The organism is Halobacterium sp. KA-6 (genome assembly GCF_021029015.1).
Taxonomy (GTDB): Archaea; Halobacteriota; Halobacteria; order Halobacteriales; family Halobacteriaceae; genus Halobacterium.
Map to the genome: position 1 here is coordinate 245537 of NZ_JAJJZH010000003.1, position 18620 is coordinate 264156.

The following is an 18620-nucleotide window of genomic DNA, read 5'->3' on the forward strand; positions in this document are numbered from 1 at the left end:
CTCGCCGACGCGAAAGCCCAAATGGAGGCCGCAGCGGAAGCGGGCGCGGTCGGCACGTGGGAGTGGCACGTCCCCGAAGACCGTGTCGTCGCCGACGCCGCGCTCGCGCGCCTGTTCGGCGTCGACCCCGAGCGCGCCCGCGAGGGCGTGCCGCTGGCGGAACTCGTCACGTCGGTGCACGAGGACGACCGCGAGCGCGTCGCCGCAGCCATCGACGAAGCCGTCGAGACGTGCAGCGACTTCGAGGAAGAGTACCGCGTCTACGACGCCGACGGCGACGTCCGTTGGGTCGTCGCGCGCGGCCACGTCGAGTGCGAGGACGGCGAGCCGGTGACGTTCCCGGGCGCGGTTACGGACATCACCGAGCAGAAGCGCGCCGAGCGAGAAATCGAACAGCACCGCGAGCAACTGGAGACGCTGTTCGAGGTGTTGCCGGTGGGCGTCGTCGTGGCGAACGGCGACGGCGAACTCGTGGAAGCCAACGGCATCGCGAAACGCATCTGGGGTGGCGCGGACTTCGACGCCGATTCCGTCCAGGAGTACGACCAGTACACGGCGTGGTGGGCGGATTCGGGCGAACGCGTCGAATCCGACGAGTACGCGCTCGCTCGCGTGCTCGACGGCGAGCCAGTGGTCGAGCCCGACGTCTACGACATCGAGGGAGCGGACGGTTCCGAGCGCGTCATCGAGGTCCGCGGAATGCCGGTGTTCGACGACGGCGAGGTCGTGCGTGGCGTCATCACGATGACCGACGTCACCGAGCGCGCCGAACGCGACCGGACGCTCGAACGCCGCGCGCGCCAACAGCGGGTCGTCGCGAACCTCGGGCAGCGTGCGCTCGACACCGACGACCTCGACGAACTGATGGCGCAAGCCGCCGAGCAGGTGGCTGACGCCCTCGAAAACGACTACTGCAAGGTGTTGGACCTCGACGACGACGCGCGCGAACTGCTGTTGCGGCAGGGCGTCGGCTGGGACGACGGCATCGTCGGGAACGCGACCGTTGACGCCGACGACAATTCTCAGGCGGGGTACACGCTGCTCTCCGAGGAACCCGTCGTCGTGGACGACCTCACCGCCGAAGACCGGTTCAGTGGCCCGGAACTACTCACCGCTCACGACGTCGAGAGCGGCGTCAGCACCATCATCGGGTCGCCTGAGGAGCCGTGGGGCATCCTCGGCACCCACGACACCAGCCACAAGCAGTTCTCAGAGGAGGACGTCAACTTCGTACAGAGCGTGGCTAACATCCTCGCGGACGCCATCGAGCGCGAGCGTTACGACGCCGAGCGCGAACAACTCGTCTCGGACTTGGCTGAGTCCAACGAGCGCCTCGAACAGTTCGCGTACGCGGCATCGCACGACCTCCAGGAGCCGCTCCGGATGGTGTCGAGCTACCTCTCGCTCATCGAGGACCGGTACGAGGACGAGCTCGACGAGGACGGCCAGGAGTTCCTCGAGTACGCAGTCGATGGCGCGAACCGGATGCAGGAGATGATAGATGCGTTGCTCGAATACTCCCGCGTGGAGCGCGGCGCGGAGTTCGAACCCGTCGACCTCGACGCGGTGTTCGCGGACGTCTGCCGCGACTTCGAGATGAAAATCGACGACAACGACGCGACCGTCGTCGCCGAGTCGCTGCCGACGGTCGACGGCGACGAAGACCAACTCCGACAGGTGTTCGGGAACCTCCTGAGCAACGCCATCGAGTACAGTGAGGGGCCGCCAACGGTCCGCGTGGCCAGCGAGCGCGACGGCGACGAGTGGGTGTTCGAGGTCAGCGACGACGGCATCGGCATCGACCCCGACCACGCTGACCGCATCTTCGAGGTGTTCCAACGGCTCCACACGCACGACGAACACCCGGGGACGGGGGTCGGGCTCGCGCTCGTTCAGCGCATCGTCGAGCGCCACGGTGGCGACGTCTGGGTAGAATCGACGCCTGGCGAGGGGTCAACGTTTTACTTCAGCATTCCCGATACGAGGCAACGCGATGATTGAGCACCGCGACGGCGAGCCTGTAGACATTCTGCTGGTCGAAGACAATCCCGGCGACGTGCGCCTCACGCGCGAGGCCTTCGCCGAAGCCCGTATCAACAACGACCTCCACGACGTCAACGACGGCGAAGCTGCGCTCGACTTTCTCCACCAGCGCGGCGACCACGCCAACGCCCCCCGCCCCGACCTGATGCTGCTCGACCTGAACCTCCCGAAAGTGGACGGTCTCGACGTCCTCGAGGAAGTGAAATCCCACGACGACCTGCGGACGATTCCAGTCGTCGTCCTCACGAGCTCCGAGGCTGAGGAGGACGTCGTGCAGAGCTACGAGCAACACACGAACGCGTACCTCACGAAACCCATCGACCCCAACGAGTTCGTCGACGTGATTCGCTCGTTCGAGCGGTTCTGGTTGACGCTCGTCGAACTCCCACCGGACCCTGACTGACACGCATGAGCGACGCCCGCCCCCGAATACTGCTGGTCGAGGACAATCCCGGTGACGCCCGCTACATCCGCGAACTGCTCGACGACGCCGTCTCGCTGGAAGCGCGCTCGTTCGACGATGGCGTGCTCGTCGACCGCGACGACCGCGAGGAGAACGACCCAATCGTCCACGAGACGCGCCTTGAGGACGCCCTCGACCACCTCGACGACGCAGGGGCCGACGTCGTCCTCCTCGACCTCGGACTCCCGGACAGCACGGGGCTGGAGACGCTCACGACGTTGCTCGACCACGAGAAGGCCGTCCCGGTCGTCGTTCTCACCGGGCTCACCGACCGCGAGGTCGGGATGGAAGCGCTGCGCCGCGGGGCCGAGGAGTTCCTCGTCAAAGACGAGATTAACTCCGAGTTGCTCGTGCGCTCGGTTCACCACGCTATCGAGCGGCGCGCGCACCGCCGCGAGCAGAAGCGCTACGAGACGCTCATCGAGGAGTCCACGGACGTCAACGCCATCACGGACCCGAACGGAACAGTCCAGTACGTCACGCCGTCCGTGGAGCACGTACTCGGCTACGACCCCGACGAGTTGGTCGGCGAGAACGCCTTCGATTACATCCATCCCGACGACCGCGTCGCGGTCCGCGAAGAGTTCGACCGGCTCGCCGGGGACCCCGACTACCGCGCGACCGTCGACTTCCGATTCCGCTGTGCGGACGACTCGTGGGTGTTCCTGGACGCCCGCGGCCGAAACCTCCTCGACGAGCCCGCGATAGACGGCTTCGTCGTGTACACACGTGACGTAACCGAGCAGCGCGAGTACGAGCGCCAACTGGAAGCCCAGCGCGAGCGCCTCGCCGCGCTGAACCAACTGAACGACGTCGTCCACGGGGTCGCGGGCGCGGTCGTCGACCAGTCCACCCGCGAGGAGATCGAGCGCATCGCCTGCGAGCGCCTCGCAGAGTCGCCGTCCTACGAATTCGCGTGGGTCGGCGAACCCGACCCCGAGACCCAAGCGGTGAACGTGCGCGCGAGCGCCGGCACCGACGGCTACCTCGACGAAGTGTCGCTGTCCGTCGACCCGGACGACTCGGCTAGCGAAGGCCCGACGGGGCGCGCGTTGCGAACCGGTGAGATGCAGATTGTACTCGACGTCCACGACGATGGCGACTACGAGCAGTGGCGCGACGTCGCCGACGAGTACGACTTCCAGTCGTCGGCCGCCATCCCGATTCACTACGAGGACACGACGTACGGTGTATTGAACGTGTACGCTAACCGTTCGGACGCGTTCCGCGAGCAGGAACGGACTGTCGTCGAGCACCTCGGCCACCTCGTCGGGCACGCCATCGCGGCCGCCGAACGAAAGCAGGCGCTGATGAGCGACGCGGTCGTGGAATTGGAATTCCGGATTCGGGAGATTGCGGACGCAATTGGTGCTGGCACCGTCCCGGAGACGCCGATAGAGCTGGAACGAACGATTTCCGTAGACGAGGACGAGTTCCTCGTCTACGGAACGGTCGACGACGGCGGCGTCGACCAGGTCGAACAGCTGGCGGAGACGGTGCCGTTCTGGGAGTCAGTCACCGTCGTCGGCGAGGACGTCGACGGCGTCCGGTTCGAACTCCGGCTTTCGGACCCACCGCTGATGTCGGAGGTAGCGTCACTTGGCGGGTCGGTTCGCCGGGTCGTCATCGGCGAAGACCTTCGAATGACCGCCCAGTTCCCGCAGGATACGGACATGCGGGAAGTCGTCGACGCGCTTCAGAACGAGTACGACTCCGCGGAGGCGGTGGCACGCCGCCAAGTCACCGAGCGCGACGAGCGCCCCGGTCGCCTCGCCGACGTCTGGTCGGAGGAACTGACGGACCGCCAGCGTACCGTCGTCGAGACCGCCTACTTCTCGGGGTTCTTCGAGTGGCCGCGTGCGACCAGCGGTGAGGACGTTGCTGACTCGCTGGGCATCTCTGGGCCGACGTTCTCACAGCACCTTCGCGCCGCCGAGAACAAGATTTTCGCGCGCCTCGTCGGCGACGACCCCAGCGATTCGTCGACTTAGAACTGTGGGAGCGAGAGCGGCACCGACCCCTTCGTGTAGCCGTCCACGGAGCCGTTCGGCCGCACGCGGAAGACGACCGCGGGCCGGTGGCCGACGTCTGGCTGTTCGCCGCGGACGCGGCGCCACTCGTCGTCGGGGAACGACGAGCAGTCCACGAACAGGACGGCGCCGCCGCCGTGGGCTTCCAGTTGGCCGCTGGTCTTCGTCTCCGCGGTCTCCTTGACCGCCCGAATTGGTGTGTTGGCGGCGCGGTCGTTCGTCGGGACCGGCCGCGTCACCTCCACGAGGATGCCGTGTTCGCCCTCGCGGTCCGCACGGAAGTCCAGCGAGTGACCGGTCGTCACTTCGATTTCGGGTGTGATTTCGTAGCCGGCCTCGTGGAGCAGCCACGCGGCGTGGAATTCGCTCATCGCGGCGCTCGCGCGCGCCAGGTCGAGGAATTCGGAGGTGCCGAGTTTGCCCGCCATCACGTGTCGCTCGTCGTCGAGGACACCCGTCTCGAGGAAGTCCTCGTAGAACGCGAGCGCGTCTGCGGGGTCGGCGTCCGGGAAGCCGGCGGCGTGTTCGCTGAAGAACGCGCGTGTCGTCTCGCGACCGTCCTTCGACATGAACACGGGAAGGAAGAACCACGACAGCGTGGGGTACGCCGAGAGCCACGGGTCTTCGTCGTGGAGTTCCGCGAGGAGTTCCCGTTGGGCCCACTCGGAGACTGCCTCGGGGGCTTCGGCGAACGACTGCTTGTCTGTTCGCCACAGCACTTCCGGCGTCTCGGTGTTGCCGAGCCACCACCCGCCGTCGTGGTTCCAGCAGAACAGCGCGGTGTCGCCGTTGTCCATGTCGAAGCGCCGTGCGTCGTAGCCGGCAGGGGGTTTGAACCACGGCGTCGAACTACTCGCGCCGAGGTTGTCGTCGAGGTCCCGGTAGAGCTGGTCGTGAACGCGGTCGGCACTCCACGATGCGTTCGAGCGCCGGAACCGCAACGGTTTCGCCACACGTAGAATTGGTCCGCGGCAGGGATGAGTCTGTCGTCGGCGCGCAATTCGGCATTAGACGAGTTCGAGTTCGTCGGGCCGGTAGGTGACTGCGTCGCGGCCGTAGTCGTCGAAGCGAACGACGATTCGTGGGTCGTCGCTCCCGGGACGGACGTCGGTGACGACGCCGTCGTCGCCGAAGTGCTGGTGGTGGTCGTAGCCGTGGACCGCGAGCTTCGCCTTCTCCGCCGACTGCCGCGTGACGCGTACCGGTTGTCCCAGCCGCAGGTCTGACTTCGAGCGTGCCATGGCAACTCATAGCATACCAGTCGTAATGAGTGTTTCGGCGATTTCGTCGAACGCGCGAATATATTCGGGAGAACACGCACCCTGGGGGACAGCCAACTATCGACTGCGATGGCAGCGAAAACACTCGATTTGCGGGAGGTACCGCCGCCCGAACGCCACCCCAAGATACACGACGCCTTCGACGAGTTAGACAGCGGCGAAGCGCTCGAACTCGTCAACGACCACGAGCCCAAGCCACTGTTCTACGAGATGCAGGCGGAAGTCGACTCCTTCGACGCGGACGCCTACGAGGTCGAACAGCGCGGCCCCAGCGAGTTCGTCGCGAAACTGCCGAAGGTGTGAGGTAAGACAGGCAATCTCTGCATCGTGCCCACTCTCGACCGCCGCATCACGCCGGCACTCCTGTTCCCATCACCACTTCGCTCCGACTCACCTCACCACTTCGGCGCTGCACTCGATGCTGACTGCAGGCACAGCCGGTCAACCGTCGTCCCGCTCGGCGTCGTCAGCACCCGCATCGGTCGGTTTCTCCATCGTGACGCGGTGTGGGGCGTACCCGCGGCGGTCGTAGAGGCGGCGCGCGGCCTCGTTGTCCCACAGCGCTTCGACAGCGAGCACGTCCGCGCCGGCGTCGCGTAGTTGCCCCTCCGCGTAGTCGAGTAGTGCGGACCCGACGCCCTCACCGCGGAGGTCGGGCAACACGTAGATATTATCCACGACGCCGCGTGTGGCGTCCGTCTCGAAGAATCCAGTCTCGACGTGGAACATCACGAACCCGACTGGCTGGCCGCCGCTTCGGGCGACCGCGCAGTCCCCGGTGTGGACGTACTGCGCAACGAGGTCGCGGGCCTGTTCGCGGTTCTCCTCGGCGAGCAAGTGCGAGTCGTGAGCGCGCTGCTCGCGGGCGAGTGCGACCCACAGCTCGGTGACGGCCCCGACGTCGTCTCCGGTCGCAGCCGCCACGTCCATCAGCGGTCCTCCACGGCCAGCGTTCTCGGAGCCGCCGGCGTCATCGCAGCGCCTCCACAGCTGGGAGCGACTCGCCCGTGAGCAATCGGAGGGCAGCGCCGCCGCCCGTACTCACGTGCTCGAACCCGGAGAGGCCGAATTGACGGATGGCCGCGGCCGTGTCGCCGCCGCCGACGATGGTGTACTCGGCCGCCGTCGCCGCCTCGAAGATGCCGCGCGTGCCGTCTGCGAACGCCTCCTCCTCGAAGACGCCAGCTGGCCCGTTCAGGACCGCCGTTCCTGTCTCTTCGAGGATGTCGGCGTACGCGGCGACCGTGTCGCTGCCGATGTCCTTGACGGGTTCGTTGCGCGCCGGCGGGAGTTCCTCGACCCCGAGTTCGACTCGCTTGCCGTCGCGCTCGACGGCGACGTCCTCGGGTACGTGGATGTGGTTGCCGTACTCGTAGAGGAGGTCGTCCGCGCGCTCGATTTCCGTCTCGTAGCCGCGGTCGTGGACGAAATCCGTGCTCGCACGCCCGATGTCCACGCCGGCCGCTGCGAGGAAGACGTTCGCGACGACGCCAGTCACGAGCACGTTCTCTGCGAGGTCGTTCGCGAGCGCGTGTTCGATGACCGTCACGGAGTCCGGGACCTTCGCGCCGCCGACGACGTACGTCCGCGGCGTCGGCGTCTCCTCGATGGAGCCCAGCACGTTCAGTTCCGTCTCCATCACGCGGCCTGCGTACGACACCAGTCGTTCGGGGAATCCGACCAGCGACGGCTGCGACCGGTGTGCGGCTGCAAACGCGTCGTTGACGTATGCATCTAGTACGGGCGAGAGCCGCGCGACGAGGAACGTCTCCGCGGCGCGCTCGGCGGAGAACTCCATGTACTCCTCGCTGTAGAAGCGCGTATTTTCGAGTAAGACAGCCGTGCCCGCGTCGAGGGCGTCGACTGCGTCCCGCGCCTCCGCGGAGAAGGTCGCGTCGCAGTACGAGACTGGGTTGTCGAGGAGTTCGTCGAGCCGGTCGGCGTGTGGTTCGAGCCGCTCGAACTCGTCACCGCCCGGGCGCCCCTGGTGGGCGAGAATTGCGACCCGCGCGCCGCGGTCGAGCAGTTCGTCGAGCGTGTCCACGTGAGCACGCAGCCGCGCGTCGTCGGCGAGCGTTCCATCCTCGGCCAGCGGGCTATTGATGTCGACCCGCACCCCGACCGCAGTGTCCGTGGCGTCGAGGTCGTCGAGGGTCCGTATCGCCATGTGGTGGGACCGAGAGAAGCGGCGTGCATAGGCGTTTCTGTCCGCCGCGGCCAGTCGCGCGCCCGAATTCGGGTACGCAAGAACGAGTAAATATGCGGTGTCGTTGCGGGCTCAGGGAGCGGGTCGCGGGGCGGTGTCGGCGAGTGGGGCGTCAGACCGGCTGGCACTCGGGACAGAGCAGTTGGCCGTTGACGTCCACGAGTTCGTGGGCGAGTCCGCCACAGCTCTCACAGACGCCCTGTTCGCTGTAACTGTCGGCGGAGTTGGCTTGCTCGCTGCCGGTCGGCGGGGCCGACGGCGCTGCGGGCGCGCCGCGGAGTTGTTTCTCGACGGTCGGTGCGACGTCGCGCGCTTCTACGACGCCGTGGACGCCGTCGTCGTCGGCGACCAGGACGCGCGGGTCGCCAGTACGGCCCATCAGGTCCGCGGCGTCTGCCACGGAAGCGTCCAGCGAGAGCGACTCTGGCGGGCCGTCCATCACGTCGGCGGCAGTGACGGCGTTCGGGTCGTGGCCGTCCAGGAGGAGGTCCATGACGGTCTCGGCGGTGACGATGCCGACTGGGTCGGTGCCGCGGAGGACGACCGCGCTGTTGGTGTTCTCGGCCCGCATCAGTTCGACTGCGTCGAGGAGTTCGTCGGATTCGCTGACGCCGACGAACTCCTGGGAGAGCACGTCCCTGAGCGCTAACTGTGCCATGGGAATACGTAGCACGCAGTCGGGCTAAAAGGTATCCCCAAAACGCGTATGGTGTCCGGAAGCGAAGGTCTCTGGGGACGAAACCGAGCGGGTCAAGGTCCTCAGTGGGAAACCGCGTTGCGACAACTTCTGTCGCCGAGTGAGAAGGTTCCTGCGGCGCGTGACAGCCACGAACCGCGGGATTCAACACCGCTGCCTCCCCTGTCGCGTAGTAATGACCATCCCGTCGTTCGCTATCGGCATCGCCGGGGGTACGGGGGCCGGCAAGACGACGGTAGCGCGCGAGATTACCGACAACGTCGAGGAAGCAGCCACCCTCATTCCACTGGACAACTACTACAAGGACCTCAGCCACATGGACTTCGAGGAGCGCAAGACGGTCAACTACGACCACCCCTCGGCGTTCGAGTGGGACCTCCTCCAAGAGCACCTCGACGCCTTGCTCTCCGGCCAGCCCGTCGAGATGCCCCAGTACGACTTCACCGAACATCTCCGTAAAGAGGAGCGGGTCACCGTCGAACCCACAGACGTCATCGTGCTGGAGGGGATTCTGGCGCTCTACGACGAGGACGTCAACGACATGCTCGACCTCCACATCTACGTCGAGACCGACGCCGACGTCCGCATCCTCCGCCGTATCGAGCGCGACGTCGTCGAGCGCGGCCGCGACCTCGAAGGCGTGATGGACCAGTACCTCTCGACGGTCAAGCCGATGCACGAACAGTTCATCGAACCCACGAAGAAGGACGCCGACATCATCATCCCGGAGGGCGCGAACGCGGTTGCGGTCAACCTCCTCGAAGAGAAAGTCCAAGCCGAGAGTTCGGAGATGGCGGAGTGGGCAGTGCGCGGCGATGAGGAGCGCTACGAGCGCGAATTCACGGACAGCGACACCGACGACGCAGTCGAGGAAGCAGTCGACGCGAACGCAGCCGAGAACTCGGAGTAGCGCGGGAGGTGGGAGTCCTCGGTTGTTCAGTCGTCGCTACGTAGGTTCTGTCGTCGTCGGTACGTAATCGGGAGAATCGACTGTCGCCGGACTATCGCTCGGGCGGGTGGTAGTCCCAGACGTTCGCGCGGCGCAGGCCGTCTCCGACCGCCTTGTGGAAGGCCACCTTCGTCTCGAACTCGTCTTCCTCGACGTGTTCAAAGATTTCCGCCACGGAGAGTACCTTCTCGTGGTTGATGCGGACCGGCCAGTCGCCGAATTCCTCGACGAACGCCGACTTCTCCAGGGGGAAGTCGTCTTCTTCGTCGACCATCTTCGAGAGGACTGCCATGTCGTAGTTACGGCCGCCCTCGCTGCCTTTCTCGCCGTCGGGGTCGTGGACCCAGTCCCGGCCCGAGGGGTCTTCCATCTCTGCCATACATCCGGTGTTCGCCGCCGGCCCCAAAACCGTTTCTCAATCCGCGCCGGAGATTCTCGTCTCCACGAGAAACGAGTTGTGTAGAATGTCAGCGGTGAGGCTGGGATTTGAACCCAGGAGGCTGACGCCACCGGTTTTCAAGACCGGCGCAATAGGCCGCTCTGCCACCTCACCACGCGAGTGACCGTACAATGAGTGCACGGGTCAACTACCCCACAAGGGTAGTGGGGGGCTTGTCAGTGGACTCACCGCGTCGTACCCGAAGGACTTTCGGGCATTCACGGATCGCCATCCCTGACTTCGGGGCCGATTGACGTCGGCCCGTGACCGGCAACAACTGTTGGCCGCCGACCACCTACAAATAACTCGGGATGCCAGAACCTTCAAACCTCCGAACAACCGACAACTGTCGACTTTCTCCCTCGTTTGAAACTGTCGTTGTCTGCCCGGGAACGACGTCCGCCCCCGGATTTCGAGTGTTCGACGGCGAGATGGTGGGGAGGTTGGGTGGACGACCTGCTTGGGGGTGAGCGAATCGTGAGGGGACACGCCCACCCCGTTTTGCAAGTGTTCTACGTAGAAACCGGAGCGGTGATGCCAGCGGTGGACGAATGGCTCGTTGTATCAACACTGGAACCGGGCGATAGAGCAGTGGTTGCGTGTGTTTTGGGGTGGGGTTGCTAGCACGGGAACGTGGCAGGAACTTCGGGACGGAACGAGGGAAACAGACCGAACACGCGAAACTGCCGAAACGATAGAACCGAGGGTATTATAGTGGATGAGCAGAAAGCGACTCGCAAGCGATGAAGACGCCGTTCCGAGACCGCGTCGAGCTGTTCACCAACAAGGACGTCCTCAAGGACCACTACGAGCCGGAGGAAATCCTCGAACGCGACGAAGAAATCGACCAGTACGCGAACGCCCTTCAGGACGTCGTCGACGGCTGGGAACCGGACAACGTCTTCGTCTACGGGAAGACTGGCGTCGGGAAAACTGCGGTGACGCGATACATGATGGACGCCCTCGAGTACGAAGCCGAGGACCGCGAGGGCGTCGACGACGTGGTGAGCGTCGAAGTCAACTGCCACCACCACCCTTCGTCCTACCAAGCCGCCATCGCACTTGTGAACGAACTCCGCGGAGACACCGACCAGGACCCCCTCACAACGGGGCTGTCGACGTCGGACGTGCTCAACGCGCTGTTCGACGAAATCGAAGCACGCGAGGGTACGGTGCTCATCGTACTCGACGAAATCGACAACCTCGGCGACGACGACATGCTGCTCTACCAACTACCGCGCGCGAAGACGAACGGCAACATCTCGGACTCGCAGGTCGCGGTCGTCGGCATCTCCAACGACTACACGTTCCGCAACGACCTCTCGCCGAAAGTCCAGGACACGCTCTGCGAGCGCGAGATCAAGTTCCCGCCGTACGATGCCAACGAACTCGTCACGATTCTCACTGACCGCGCCGAGCGTGGCCTCCGCGGGGACGTTCTCGAAGACGGTGTCATCCCGCAGTGTGCCGCGCTCGCCGCTCGTGACCGCGGGAGCGCGCGACAGGCCATCGACTTGCTCCGCGAGGCCGTCAACGTCGCCGTCGAGGACGGACGCGAAGTCGTCACCGAGGAAGACGTCGACACCGCAGTCGAACGCGTCGAACGTGGTCGCATCAAGGACTCCATCAAGGACCTCACGACCCACGGCCAGTACGTCCTGCTCGCGGTCACGCAGATGTCAGTCAGCGGCGAGACGCCGGCCCGCGCGAAGGAACTCTATGAAGTCTACGAGGAGGTCGCCGCGGAGTACGCCGCCGAACCCCTGAGCCAGCGCAGCGTCCACGACCACCTCAACGACCTCTCGATGCTCGGCTTCCTCCGCCAGCACGACCGTAACTACGGCCGCGGCGGCGGGCAATTCTTCGAGTACGAACTCGACGTCGACGCCGAGATGGTTCGAGAAGCGATGGCCGACGAAACCGAGTAGGGAATCGTTCTCCCCCGACACTTCCCTCTCGCCTGACTTCTCACCTGACTCTGCCTTCACCCCTAGTTCCCCTTTCCTGCCTTCCTCTCGACCTACCCCGTTCTCCTGCCCTGGAACATTCGAAAATCGGGGTGGGGGACCTCTCCCACTCGTCACACCCATTCCTCTCCCCTGACCTCCTCCCGACTTCACTTGCAAAACGGGGTGGGGGCCTTCTGCAGTCACCCGCCTACTCTCGAACAACACTTGCAAACGGGGGTCCCCGAGTGAACGCCTTCCCGGCCCGAATCTGTGCTCCTCACTCTCGGACGAGCACGCGCTCGCCGTCCTCCTCCTCGACACGGAGACCGAGGTCTTCGACGTACGCCGTCGTGAACGCGGGGACGATGCGCCCGGCAGCGCGTCGCGCGCGGAGTTCCGCGACCAGCGAGACGAGGTCGTCGCCGGTCCGGACGCGGGTCTGTTCGTGGAGGAAGTCGACGTCGTGGCCGGCATCGATTGCTCGCGCGGTCACGTTCTCGATTTCCGGCGCGCTCCACGCGCCCTCGAAGTCTATCGGTTCACGGAAGCCCGCGAAGTAGAGACTCCCTCCTCGGGACGGCCCGACGACGACCGGATTCCGGCGGAGCTTCAGCGCCGCGCTGTCGACGTGCTTGCGCGCGACCAGCGGCGCGTCGGGTTCGAGGATGGCGACCGACGCCACGCCCTCGGTGTCCAGCAGGTGTGTAACGGTGTTCCCGACACGGGCGTGCTTCGAGGACCCGACCTGCACTTCGACGCGGGCGGCCGCGGCCTCCTCCTCGTCGAGCACGTCCTCGACGAGACTCCTGACCTCTCGCTCGGCGTCCGCTCCCTCGGGGACGTGCTCGTCGGGGAGCAGGTCGTCGGGCCGGTAATTCACGAGGAGGTCGCCACCGCTCTCGGCCACCGCGCGGAACGCGTCGGCGGCCATCGCCTCGTACAGCGATACCACTTCGCGCTCGGAGAGCGGCGACGTGGCTGCCAGCTCCGGGAGTACGAGTCCTTCCCGCGGTGGGTCCACCGTGACGGCGACGACAGTCATACATGGTCCTCGGTCCGGGGGACGCTTGAACGCCGCGATACGCGGCCCCGTAGCCGCAACCGTGCTGCTCGTTGTCACAGCGTCGGTCAGGTCGTCGTAGTACCATCCAGTCGACACAGCACCGGCCACGCCGACACGGCACCGCCTAGCGACCGCGCCGACCCTTCGTCTGCCGGTAGTCGGTGTCGAGCAGGTCGAGGAAGAAGTCGACGTACTCCTCTCGTTGGTCGTCGGTCTGCTCGGCGGGATGAATCATCGGCGCGAGTTCGAACCCACGTCCTCGAATCGACGTCGCGTGGTGGTCCTCGACGTCGAGGTCGTCGGCGGGCGTGGTGGTGTACTCCTTCCCGAGTTCCGTGAGCGCGCGCTGGCCGACCGGAACGAGCACCTCGGGGTTGATGATGCGGATGTCCGCGTTCAGATACGGCTCGCAGGTCACGACCTCCTCGTCGCTGGGGCCGCGGTCGGGATGCCGGCAGCGCGTTAGGTACGTCAGATAGGCGTTGTCGAGTTCGGGCTCGTCGCTGGACGGCAGCGAGTAGTTCAGGCCGACGCTCCCGAGGATGTGCTGGAAGCGCTCGCCCGCCTCGTCGCCCGTGAACGGGACGCCCGTCTCCTCGGCGCCCTCGCTGGGGGCTTCGCCGACGAACACGAAGTCCGCGCCGACGTCGCCGTAGCCGTGGACGACGCGCTCGCGGACGTCACAGAGGCCGGGACAGTTCCGGCAGTTCTCGTCCATCCCGTAGGGGTTCTGCGGGCCTTCCTGGTGTGCGTCCATCAGTTGTTACGGGAGGTTCGTGCCACGGAGATTTACTCGTTACGCGGGCTGCTCGGGTGGTAGTCGGTGTCGTACTCGCCGGGCTGGTCGTCCAGTCGGTCCGGGTTGATGCGTCCGCCCAGCAGCATGAAGTCCAGAATCGTCACGTTGAGCATCGCTTCGACGACGGGGACGCCGCGCGGCGGCAGCACGGGGTCGTGGCGGCCGACGACCTGAATCTCCTTCTCCTCGCCGGTCTCCCAGTCGACGGTCTGCTGTTTCTTCGGAATCGACGTGGGTGCGTGCAGGGTCACCTCGCCGTAAATCGGCTCGCCGGTCGTAATGCCGCCCTGCAGGCCGCCGTGGTCGTTCTCCACGGGCACCGGGTCACCGTTCTCGTCGAATTCCCAGTCGTCGTTGTGCTCCTTCCCGGGAATCGTCCGGGCGTCGCGGCCGCGCCCGAACTCGAACGCCGTGCTCGCGGGCACCGACATCATCGCCTGACCGAGCCGGGCTTCCACGGAGTCGAAGCGCGGTGCGCCGAGTCCTCGGGGCACGCCCTGAATTTCGAAGTAGATGGACCCGCCAATCGAGTCGCCGCGCTCCTGGTAGTCCTCGATGAGTTCCTGCATCTCTTCGGCGGTCTCGGGATGCGCGCAGCGCACGTCGTTGTCCTCGGTGTGTTCGAGCATCTCCTCGAAGGACACCTCGGGTGCTTCGATGTCGCCAATCTGGTTCACGTGGGCTTTCACCTGCACGCCCTCGTGCTCCAGAATCTCCTTGGCGATTGCCCCAGCCGCGACCCAATTCACGGTCTCGCGCGCCGACGAACGCCCGCCGCCGCCCCAGTTGCGCGTGCCGAACTTCGCGGAGTACGTGAAGTCGCCGTGGGACGGCCGGGGCGCGGTGACGAACGGCTCGTACTTTCCGGACTCGGCGTCCTTGTTCTGGATGGTCATGCCGATGGGCGTACCCGTCGTGTAGCCGTCCTGAATCCCGGAGTTGATGGTCACCTCGTCGGGCTCCCCGCGCGAAGTCGTAATCATCGACTGGCCGGGCTTCCGGCGGTCGAGTTCGCGCTGAATCGTCTCCTCGTCGAGTTCCAGTCCCGCGGGACAGCCCGACACCACGACACCCATGCCCTGGCCGTGGCTCTCGCCGTACGTCGTCACCTGGAACAGTCGCCCGAACCGATTACCGTTCATTACCGGAGCATACGTCCCGAGGGGCTTATGACTTGCAGTCCGCGCAACCGCCGACCGACTCCACCCCCGAAACGCGAACGCGACCGTGAATCGACACGAACGGGTTCGGGAGTCGACTTTCCCGCGTTAGCGTGCTACCCGTGTACTATGGCAGCTACGACGCAGACAGCGACGCGGTGTGGGTGCGAGCGACCACGTGACTGCGTGGACCGCCGCTCCGGCCGGTACCTCACGGCTGTCTACTGGCTCGCTGTCGACGACACGCGGGTCGCTACTGGCGCGGTCAGCGACCGTCTCGGCGTCACGCCCGCGACGGTCACCGAGATGTTCGACCGGCTGGCTGCGGCCGCGCTCGTCGACTACGAGAAGCACGCCGGCGTACAGTTGACCGAACACGGCCGAACCGTCGCCAGCGAGTTGGCGTGGCGACAGTGCGTCGTCCGCACGTTCTTCGCGGCGGAACTGGACCTCGAATTCGGCGCCGACGAGGGCTACCAGTTCGGCTACGTGCTCCCCGCAGGCGGCGTCGAGACGCTGCGCGGCTTCGTCGACCACCCACGCGACGACTGCTGTATAGGGACGGACACCGACGACTGTCGCTACGAGGCGCACGCGCACTAACCCACTATGTCGGACCTCGAAGTCCACGACGTGCCTGACGGCGTCGACCCCGTCGAGTGGCGACTCGACGTCACTGGCGACGTAGCCCGTTCGCTGTCACTCGACCGCGGCGCCCTCGCCGATTTCCCGAAACAGTCGTTCACGGCGGACTTCACGTGCGTCGAGGGATGGGTCGCCGAAGACCTCTCGTGGCGGGGCGTTCGCGTCGGCGACGTTCTCGACCGCGCAGCCCCGACCGAGAGGGCCACTCACGCGCTCGTCCACGCGATGGACGGCGAGTACGCGTGCTCGTTCCCCCTCGACCGACTCACAGACGCCGTGCTCGCGCTCGAACTCGACGGCAGCTCGCTCCCCGTCGAGCACGGCGGCCCCGCGAGGCTCGTCCCGACGGGAGACGCGGACTGCTGGGAGAGCGTGAAGTGGGTCTCGGAGCTGGAACTGACCGACGGCGCCCGCGAGGACGCCGACACTGCCGAGTCAATCGCGCTCTCGCGGATAGCGTAGGCCCAAACCTCGAACATGTTCGGCTCTGACGCTATCCAGCCGCGTCCGTTCTGTCCACGTAATGGACTCGACTGTCGATGTCCGCGACACCGACCGCGCACAGCGCCGCGAGCGCGTCTTCGACCGTCTCGACGACGTCGACGTAGACGATACGGTCACCGTCACCGCCGACCGGGACGTCCACCCGACGCTCTCCCAGTACGAGATTACGCGGGATGCCGCCCTCGATCGCGCGTACGAGCGAACCGGGCCGGACGTCTGGGAAATCCGCGTCACGAAACGCCCGCTGGCGGAGGCTAACGACCCCTACGCGTTCGACGTCCGGAACCTGCCGCCCCAGCGCCGCCACACCGTGCTCACGGACACGTTCGAGTTACTCGACGTTGGCGAAGCGTTCGTGCTGGTGAACGACCACGACCCGGAGCCGCTGTACCACGAACTCCGGTCCACGCACGGCGACGTCGTCGGTTGGTCGTACGAGCACGAGGGCGACGGCGAGTGGCGCGTGGAAATTTCGAAGACCGGCACTTCGGCGGCCCGCGTGGACGACGGTGCGACGGCGACGTTCGACGTTCGCGACATCCCCAAATCCGACCGCCACCCGACCATCCACCACCGCTACGGGAACCTCGCGGCCGGCGAGTCGCTGGACATCGTCGCACCGCACGAGCCGAATCCGCTACGCCGGGAATTCCGGCAGCAGTACGGCGGCGACTTCGAGTGGGATGTCCGCGAGCGCGACCCCGGCGAGGTCCGCGTCCGCATTACGAAAGCCGCTAGTGACGACGCGACTGACACCGATGACACCGACGACGTGACCGACGAAAGTGACGCGACAGGGAACACCGACACGGACGACCTGACTGTCGTTCAGGAGTTGGACGTCCGCGACCGCCCGCCGGCCCAGCGCCACGAAGCAATCTTCGACGCCTACGCCCACCTCGACGCGGGCGAGGCGTTCGTGCTTGTGAACGACCACGACCCGAAGCCGCTGTACCATCAGTTCGAGGCCGAGGCTGGTCCCGAGTTCCGCTGGGAGTATCGGGCCCGCGACCCCGGTGAGTTCCGCGTGCTCGTCGGCCGGGCCGCCAGCGACGACCCGCAGTCGAGTCCGCCCGAGGACGTCGAAGCACCGTTCTGAGCGACGCCCCTCGTCCCGTCACTAGCCTACACCAAGTCGTCGAGGCGCGCGACACCGAACGGCACGAGTGCTTCGTCGGGGTGGAGACCGCCGTGCATGCCAGCGAGTGCGAGTTGTTCGGGTTCGTCTGCGTACCAGAGTGCACCGTCCTGCGGAACGACGATTAGGTCGCCGCTGTTCCGCTCGAACGCGGGCCCGGGCTCCCCGCGCCCCCAGAGATCGGCGTCGAGCGCTTCCTCGCGCGAGTAGACGAGTGCGTCGAGGTCCGCCGCTGCCAAGCGCTTGCGTGCCGCCGCGGGGTCGTCGACGCGCAAGTGAACGTTCCGCGGACCGCCCAGCACGAGCGGTGTCCCCGACCGGTCCGTCGGTACGTCCGCGAGTATCCCGATATCGTCGAGTTCGGTTCTGTCCTCGTCGCGAATGGGCACTTGGCCGTGGTCGGCGACGAGACAGACCACCGTCTCCTCTCGGACTTCCTCGTCGAGCGTCGCGAATGCTCTCTCCAGTGCGCCGCAGACGGCCGCAACCTGCATCCCGTACCGTTCGTCGTCGGGGCCGTGCTCGTGGGCGACTTCGTCGACGACCGGGTAGTATGCGTACGTGTACGACGGCGCGTCGGCCGACTGGAGCACGTCACGAATGGAGAGCGCGAAGGCGGGGGTCCGCTCGTAGTGGTGCGTCGTCGCGCCGACCAGCGCGCCGTCGTCGTACCCGGTTCCGTAATCCGGTTCGACGACGTGAGCGTCCACGCCCGCGTCACCCAGGCGGTCGTATATCGGGTCGCCGTCGAAGAGTTCGTCGGGGCCGACAGCGATGTCGCCGTCGTCCTTGGCGGCGTACGAGAGCGTCTCGTAGACAGTATCACCGACCGGGTCGTAGCCGTTCCACCCGAGCAGCCCGTGTTCGACGGGATCGCGGCCCGTATGCATCGTCGTTACGCACGCCGCCGTCTCGGAGGGGTACGTCGACGTGAGCGGCGTCACGCGGCCGACGTCGACGAACGACCGGAGCAGCGACACGTCGTCGTACACGCGCTCGAACTGCCGGAACCCGAGCGCGTCCACGAACAACACCAGAACGTGCTCGGCGTTCGCGTCTTCTCCGCCACTGCCTGCCTCGGAGAGAGCGCGGTCTGGGAGCGTTTCCCCGAGGTCCGTGCCCACCAGCGACGCAGCAGTCGCCGGTACCCGCGAGAAACAGAACCCGTCGTAGTCCGGACGGACGAACCCCTCCGCGAGTTCGTCGGCGGCGAGTTCCTCGGCGAGAGCGGTATCGAGCATACGACCGAATCTGC

19 protein-coding genes and 1 tRNA gene are annotated in these 18620 nt (G+C 66.1%); 9 read left to right on the forward strand and 11 right to left on the reverse strand.

The genetic code is table 11. The annotated features are described in order from the left end of the window. Positions 1-21 precede the first annotated feature (21 nt). Genes LPA46_RS19110 through LPA46_RS09155 form a run of 3 tightly spaced genes read left to right on the forward strand, consistent with a single transcriptional unit; the run spans position 22 to position 4497 of the window. Positions 22-2001, forward strand: coding sequence for a PAS domain-containing sensor histidine kinase (locus tag LPA46_RS19110; protein WP_442908231.1), 1980 nt, complete (start codon positions 22-24; stop codon positions 1999-2001). Further along, positions 1994-2446, forward strand: coding sequence for a response regulator (locus LPA46_RS09150; protein WP_230892263.1), 453 nt, complete (start codon positions 1994-1996; stop codon positions 2444-2446). Before LPA46_RS19110 ends, LPA46_RS09150 begins: the two co-directional genes overlap by 8 nt. Positions 2447-2451: 5 nt before the next feature. After that, positions 2452-4497 carry a bacterio-opsin activator domain-containing protein gene (locus LPA46_RS09155; RefSeq protein ID WP_230892264.1) on the forward strand — a complete coding sequence of 682 codons (2046 nt, stop codon included), beginning with the start codon at positions 2452-2454 and terminating at the stop codon, positions 4495-4497. On the opposite strand, the gene LPA46_RS09160 is transcribed toward LPA46_RS09155, so the two are convergent. Beyond that, entirely contained in the window at positions 4494-5489 is a 996-nt protein-coding gene (locus tag LPA46_RS09160) for a DUF5784 family protein (RefSeq protein WP_230892265.1), read from the reverse strand. The two genes, LPA46_RS09155 and LPA46_RS09160, sit on opposite strands and share 4 nt — an antisense overlap. A 54-nt stretch (positions 5490-5543) precedes the next feature. Beyond that, positions 5544-5777 (reverse strand): hypothetical protein, encoded by a 234-nt coding sequence (locus tag LPA46_RS09165; RefSeq protein WP_230888821.1) that lies wholly within the window; start codon positions 5775-5777, stop codon positions 5544-5546. A gap of 108 nt (positions 5778-5885) precedes the next feature. Here LPA46_RS09165 and LPA46_RS09170 point away from each other — a divergent pair, with 108 nt between their 5' ends. Further along, positions 5886-6119, forward strand: coding sequence for a DUF2249 domain-containing protein (locus LPA46_RS09170; RefSeq protein WP_230888822.1), 234 nt, complete (start codon positions 5886-5888; stop codon positions 6117-6119). 138 nt (positions 6120-6257) lie between these two features. On the opposite strand, the gene LPA46_RS09175 is transcribed toward LPA46_RS09170, so the two are convergent. The 3 genes from LPA46_RS09175 to LPA46_RS09185 form a co-directional block, all read right to left on the reverse strand. Then, a complete protein-coding gene (locus LPA46_RS09175) occupies positions 6258-6746 on the reverse strand; it encodes a GNAT family N-acetyltransferase (protein ID WP_230892266.1) in 489 nt (162 codons plus the stop codon). A gap of 40 nt (positions 6747-6786) precedes the next feature. Further along, positions 6787-7983, reverse strand: coding sequence for a phosphoglycerate kinase (locus LPA46_RS09180; RefSeq protein ID WP_230892267.1), 1197 nt, complete (start codon positions 7981-7983; stop codon positions 6787-6789). 151 nt (positions 7984-8134) lie between these two features. Next, positions 8135-8680 carry a CBS domain-containing protein gene (locus tag LPA46_RS09185; RefSeq protein WP_230892268.1) on the reverse strand — a complete coding sequence of 182 codons (546 nt, stop codon included), beginning with the start codon at positions 8678-8680 and terminating at the stop codon, positions 8135-8137. A gap of 214 nt (positions 8681-8894) precedes the next feature. Between LPA46_RS09185 and udk the strand changes: the two genes are divergently transcribed. Beyond that, positions 8895-9629 (forward strand): uridine kinase, encoded by a 735-nt coding sequence (gene udk / locus LPA46_RS09190; protein ID WP_230892269.1) that lies wholly within the window; start codon positions 8895-8897, stop codon positions 9627-9629. Between the two features lie 91 nt (positions 9630-9720). On the opposite strand, the gene LPA46_RS09195 is transcribed toward udk, so the two are convergent. Then, positions 9721-10047 carry a DUF5785 family protein gene (locus LPA46_RS09195; protein WP_230888827.1) on the reverse strand — a complete coding sequence of 109 codons (327 nt, stop codon included), beginning with the start codon at positions 10045-10047 and terminating at the stop codon, positions 9721-9723. Between the two features lie 92 nt (positions 10048-10139). Next, a tRNA-Ser gene (locus LPA46_RS09200) sits at positions 10140-10221 on the reverse strand. A gap of 629 nt (positions 10222-10850) precedes the next feature. On the opposite strand from LPA46_RS09200, the gene LPA46_RS09205 reads away from it, so the two are divergent. Then, positions 10851-12035 (forward strand): orc1/cdc6 family replication initiation protein, encoded by a 1185-nt coding sequence (locus tag LPA46_RS09205; RefSeq protein ID WP_230888828.1) that lies wholly within the window; start codon positions 10851-10853, stop codon positions 12033-12035. A gap of 298 nt (positions 12036-12333) precedes the next feature. Here LPA46_RS09205 and LPA46_RS09210 read toward each other — a convergent pair whose 3' ends face one another. The 3 genes from LPA46_RS09210 to aroC form a co-directional block, all read right to left on the reverse strand. Further along, positions 12334-13098 (reverse strand): DUF2064 domain-containing protein, encoded by a 765-nt coding sequence (locus LPA46_RS09210; RefSeq protein ID WP_230888829.1) that lies wholly within the window; start codon positions 13096-13098, stop codon positions 12334-12336. A 145-nt stretch (positions 13099-13243) separates the two neighbouring features. Further along, entirely contained in the window at positions 13244-13876 is a 633-nt protein-coding gene (locus LPA46_RS09215) for a uracil-DNA glycosylase (RefSeq protein WP_230892270.1), read from the reverse strand. A gap of 32 nt (positions 13877-13908) precedes the next feature. Next, entirely contained in the window at positions 13909-15060 is a 1152-nt protein-coding gene (gene aroC / locus LPA46_RS09220; RefSeq protein ID WP_230892271.1) for a chorismate synthase, read from the reverse strand. A gap of 147 nt (positions 15061-15207) precedes the next feature. Here aroC and LPA46_RS09225 point away from each other — a divergent pair, with 147 nt between their 5' ends. The 3 genes from LPA46_RS09225 to LPA46_RS09235 all read left to right on the forward strand — a co-directional run bounded on the left by LPA46_RS09225 (position 15208) and on the right by LPA46_RS09235 (position 17326). Further along, positions 15208-15681, forward strand: a complete 474-nt coding sequence (locus tag LPA46_RS09225) for a metal-dependent transcriptional regulator (protein ID WP_230892272.1) — start codon at positions 15208-15210, stop codon at positions 15679-15681. Between the two features lie 6 nt (positions 15682-15687). Next, positions 15688-16185 (forward strand): molybdopterin-dependent oxidoreductase, encoded by a 498-nt coding sequence (locus LPA46_RS09230; RefSeq protein WP_230892273.1) that lies wholly within the window; start codon positions 15688-15690, stop codon positions 16183-16185. A gap of 61 nt (positions 16186-16246) precedes the next feature. Continuing rightward, positions 16247-17326 (forward strand): DUF2249 domain-containing protein, encoded by a 1080-nt coding sequence (locus tag LPA46_RS09235; protein WP_230892274.1) that lies wholly within the window; start codon positions 16247-16249, stop codon positions 17324-17326. Positions 17327-17352: 26 nt separating this feature from the next. On the opposite strand, the gene LPA46_RS09240 is transcribed toward LPA46_RS09235, so the two are convergent. Continuing rightward, a complete protein-coding gene (locus LPA46_RS09240; RefSeq protein WP_230892275.1) occupies positions 17353-18606 on the reverse strand; it encodes an alkaline phosphatase family protein in 1254 nt (417 codons plus the stop codon). Positions 18607-18620 lie beyond the last annotated feature (14 nt).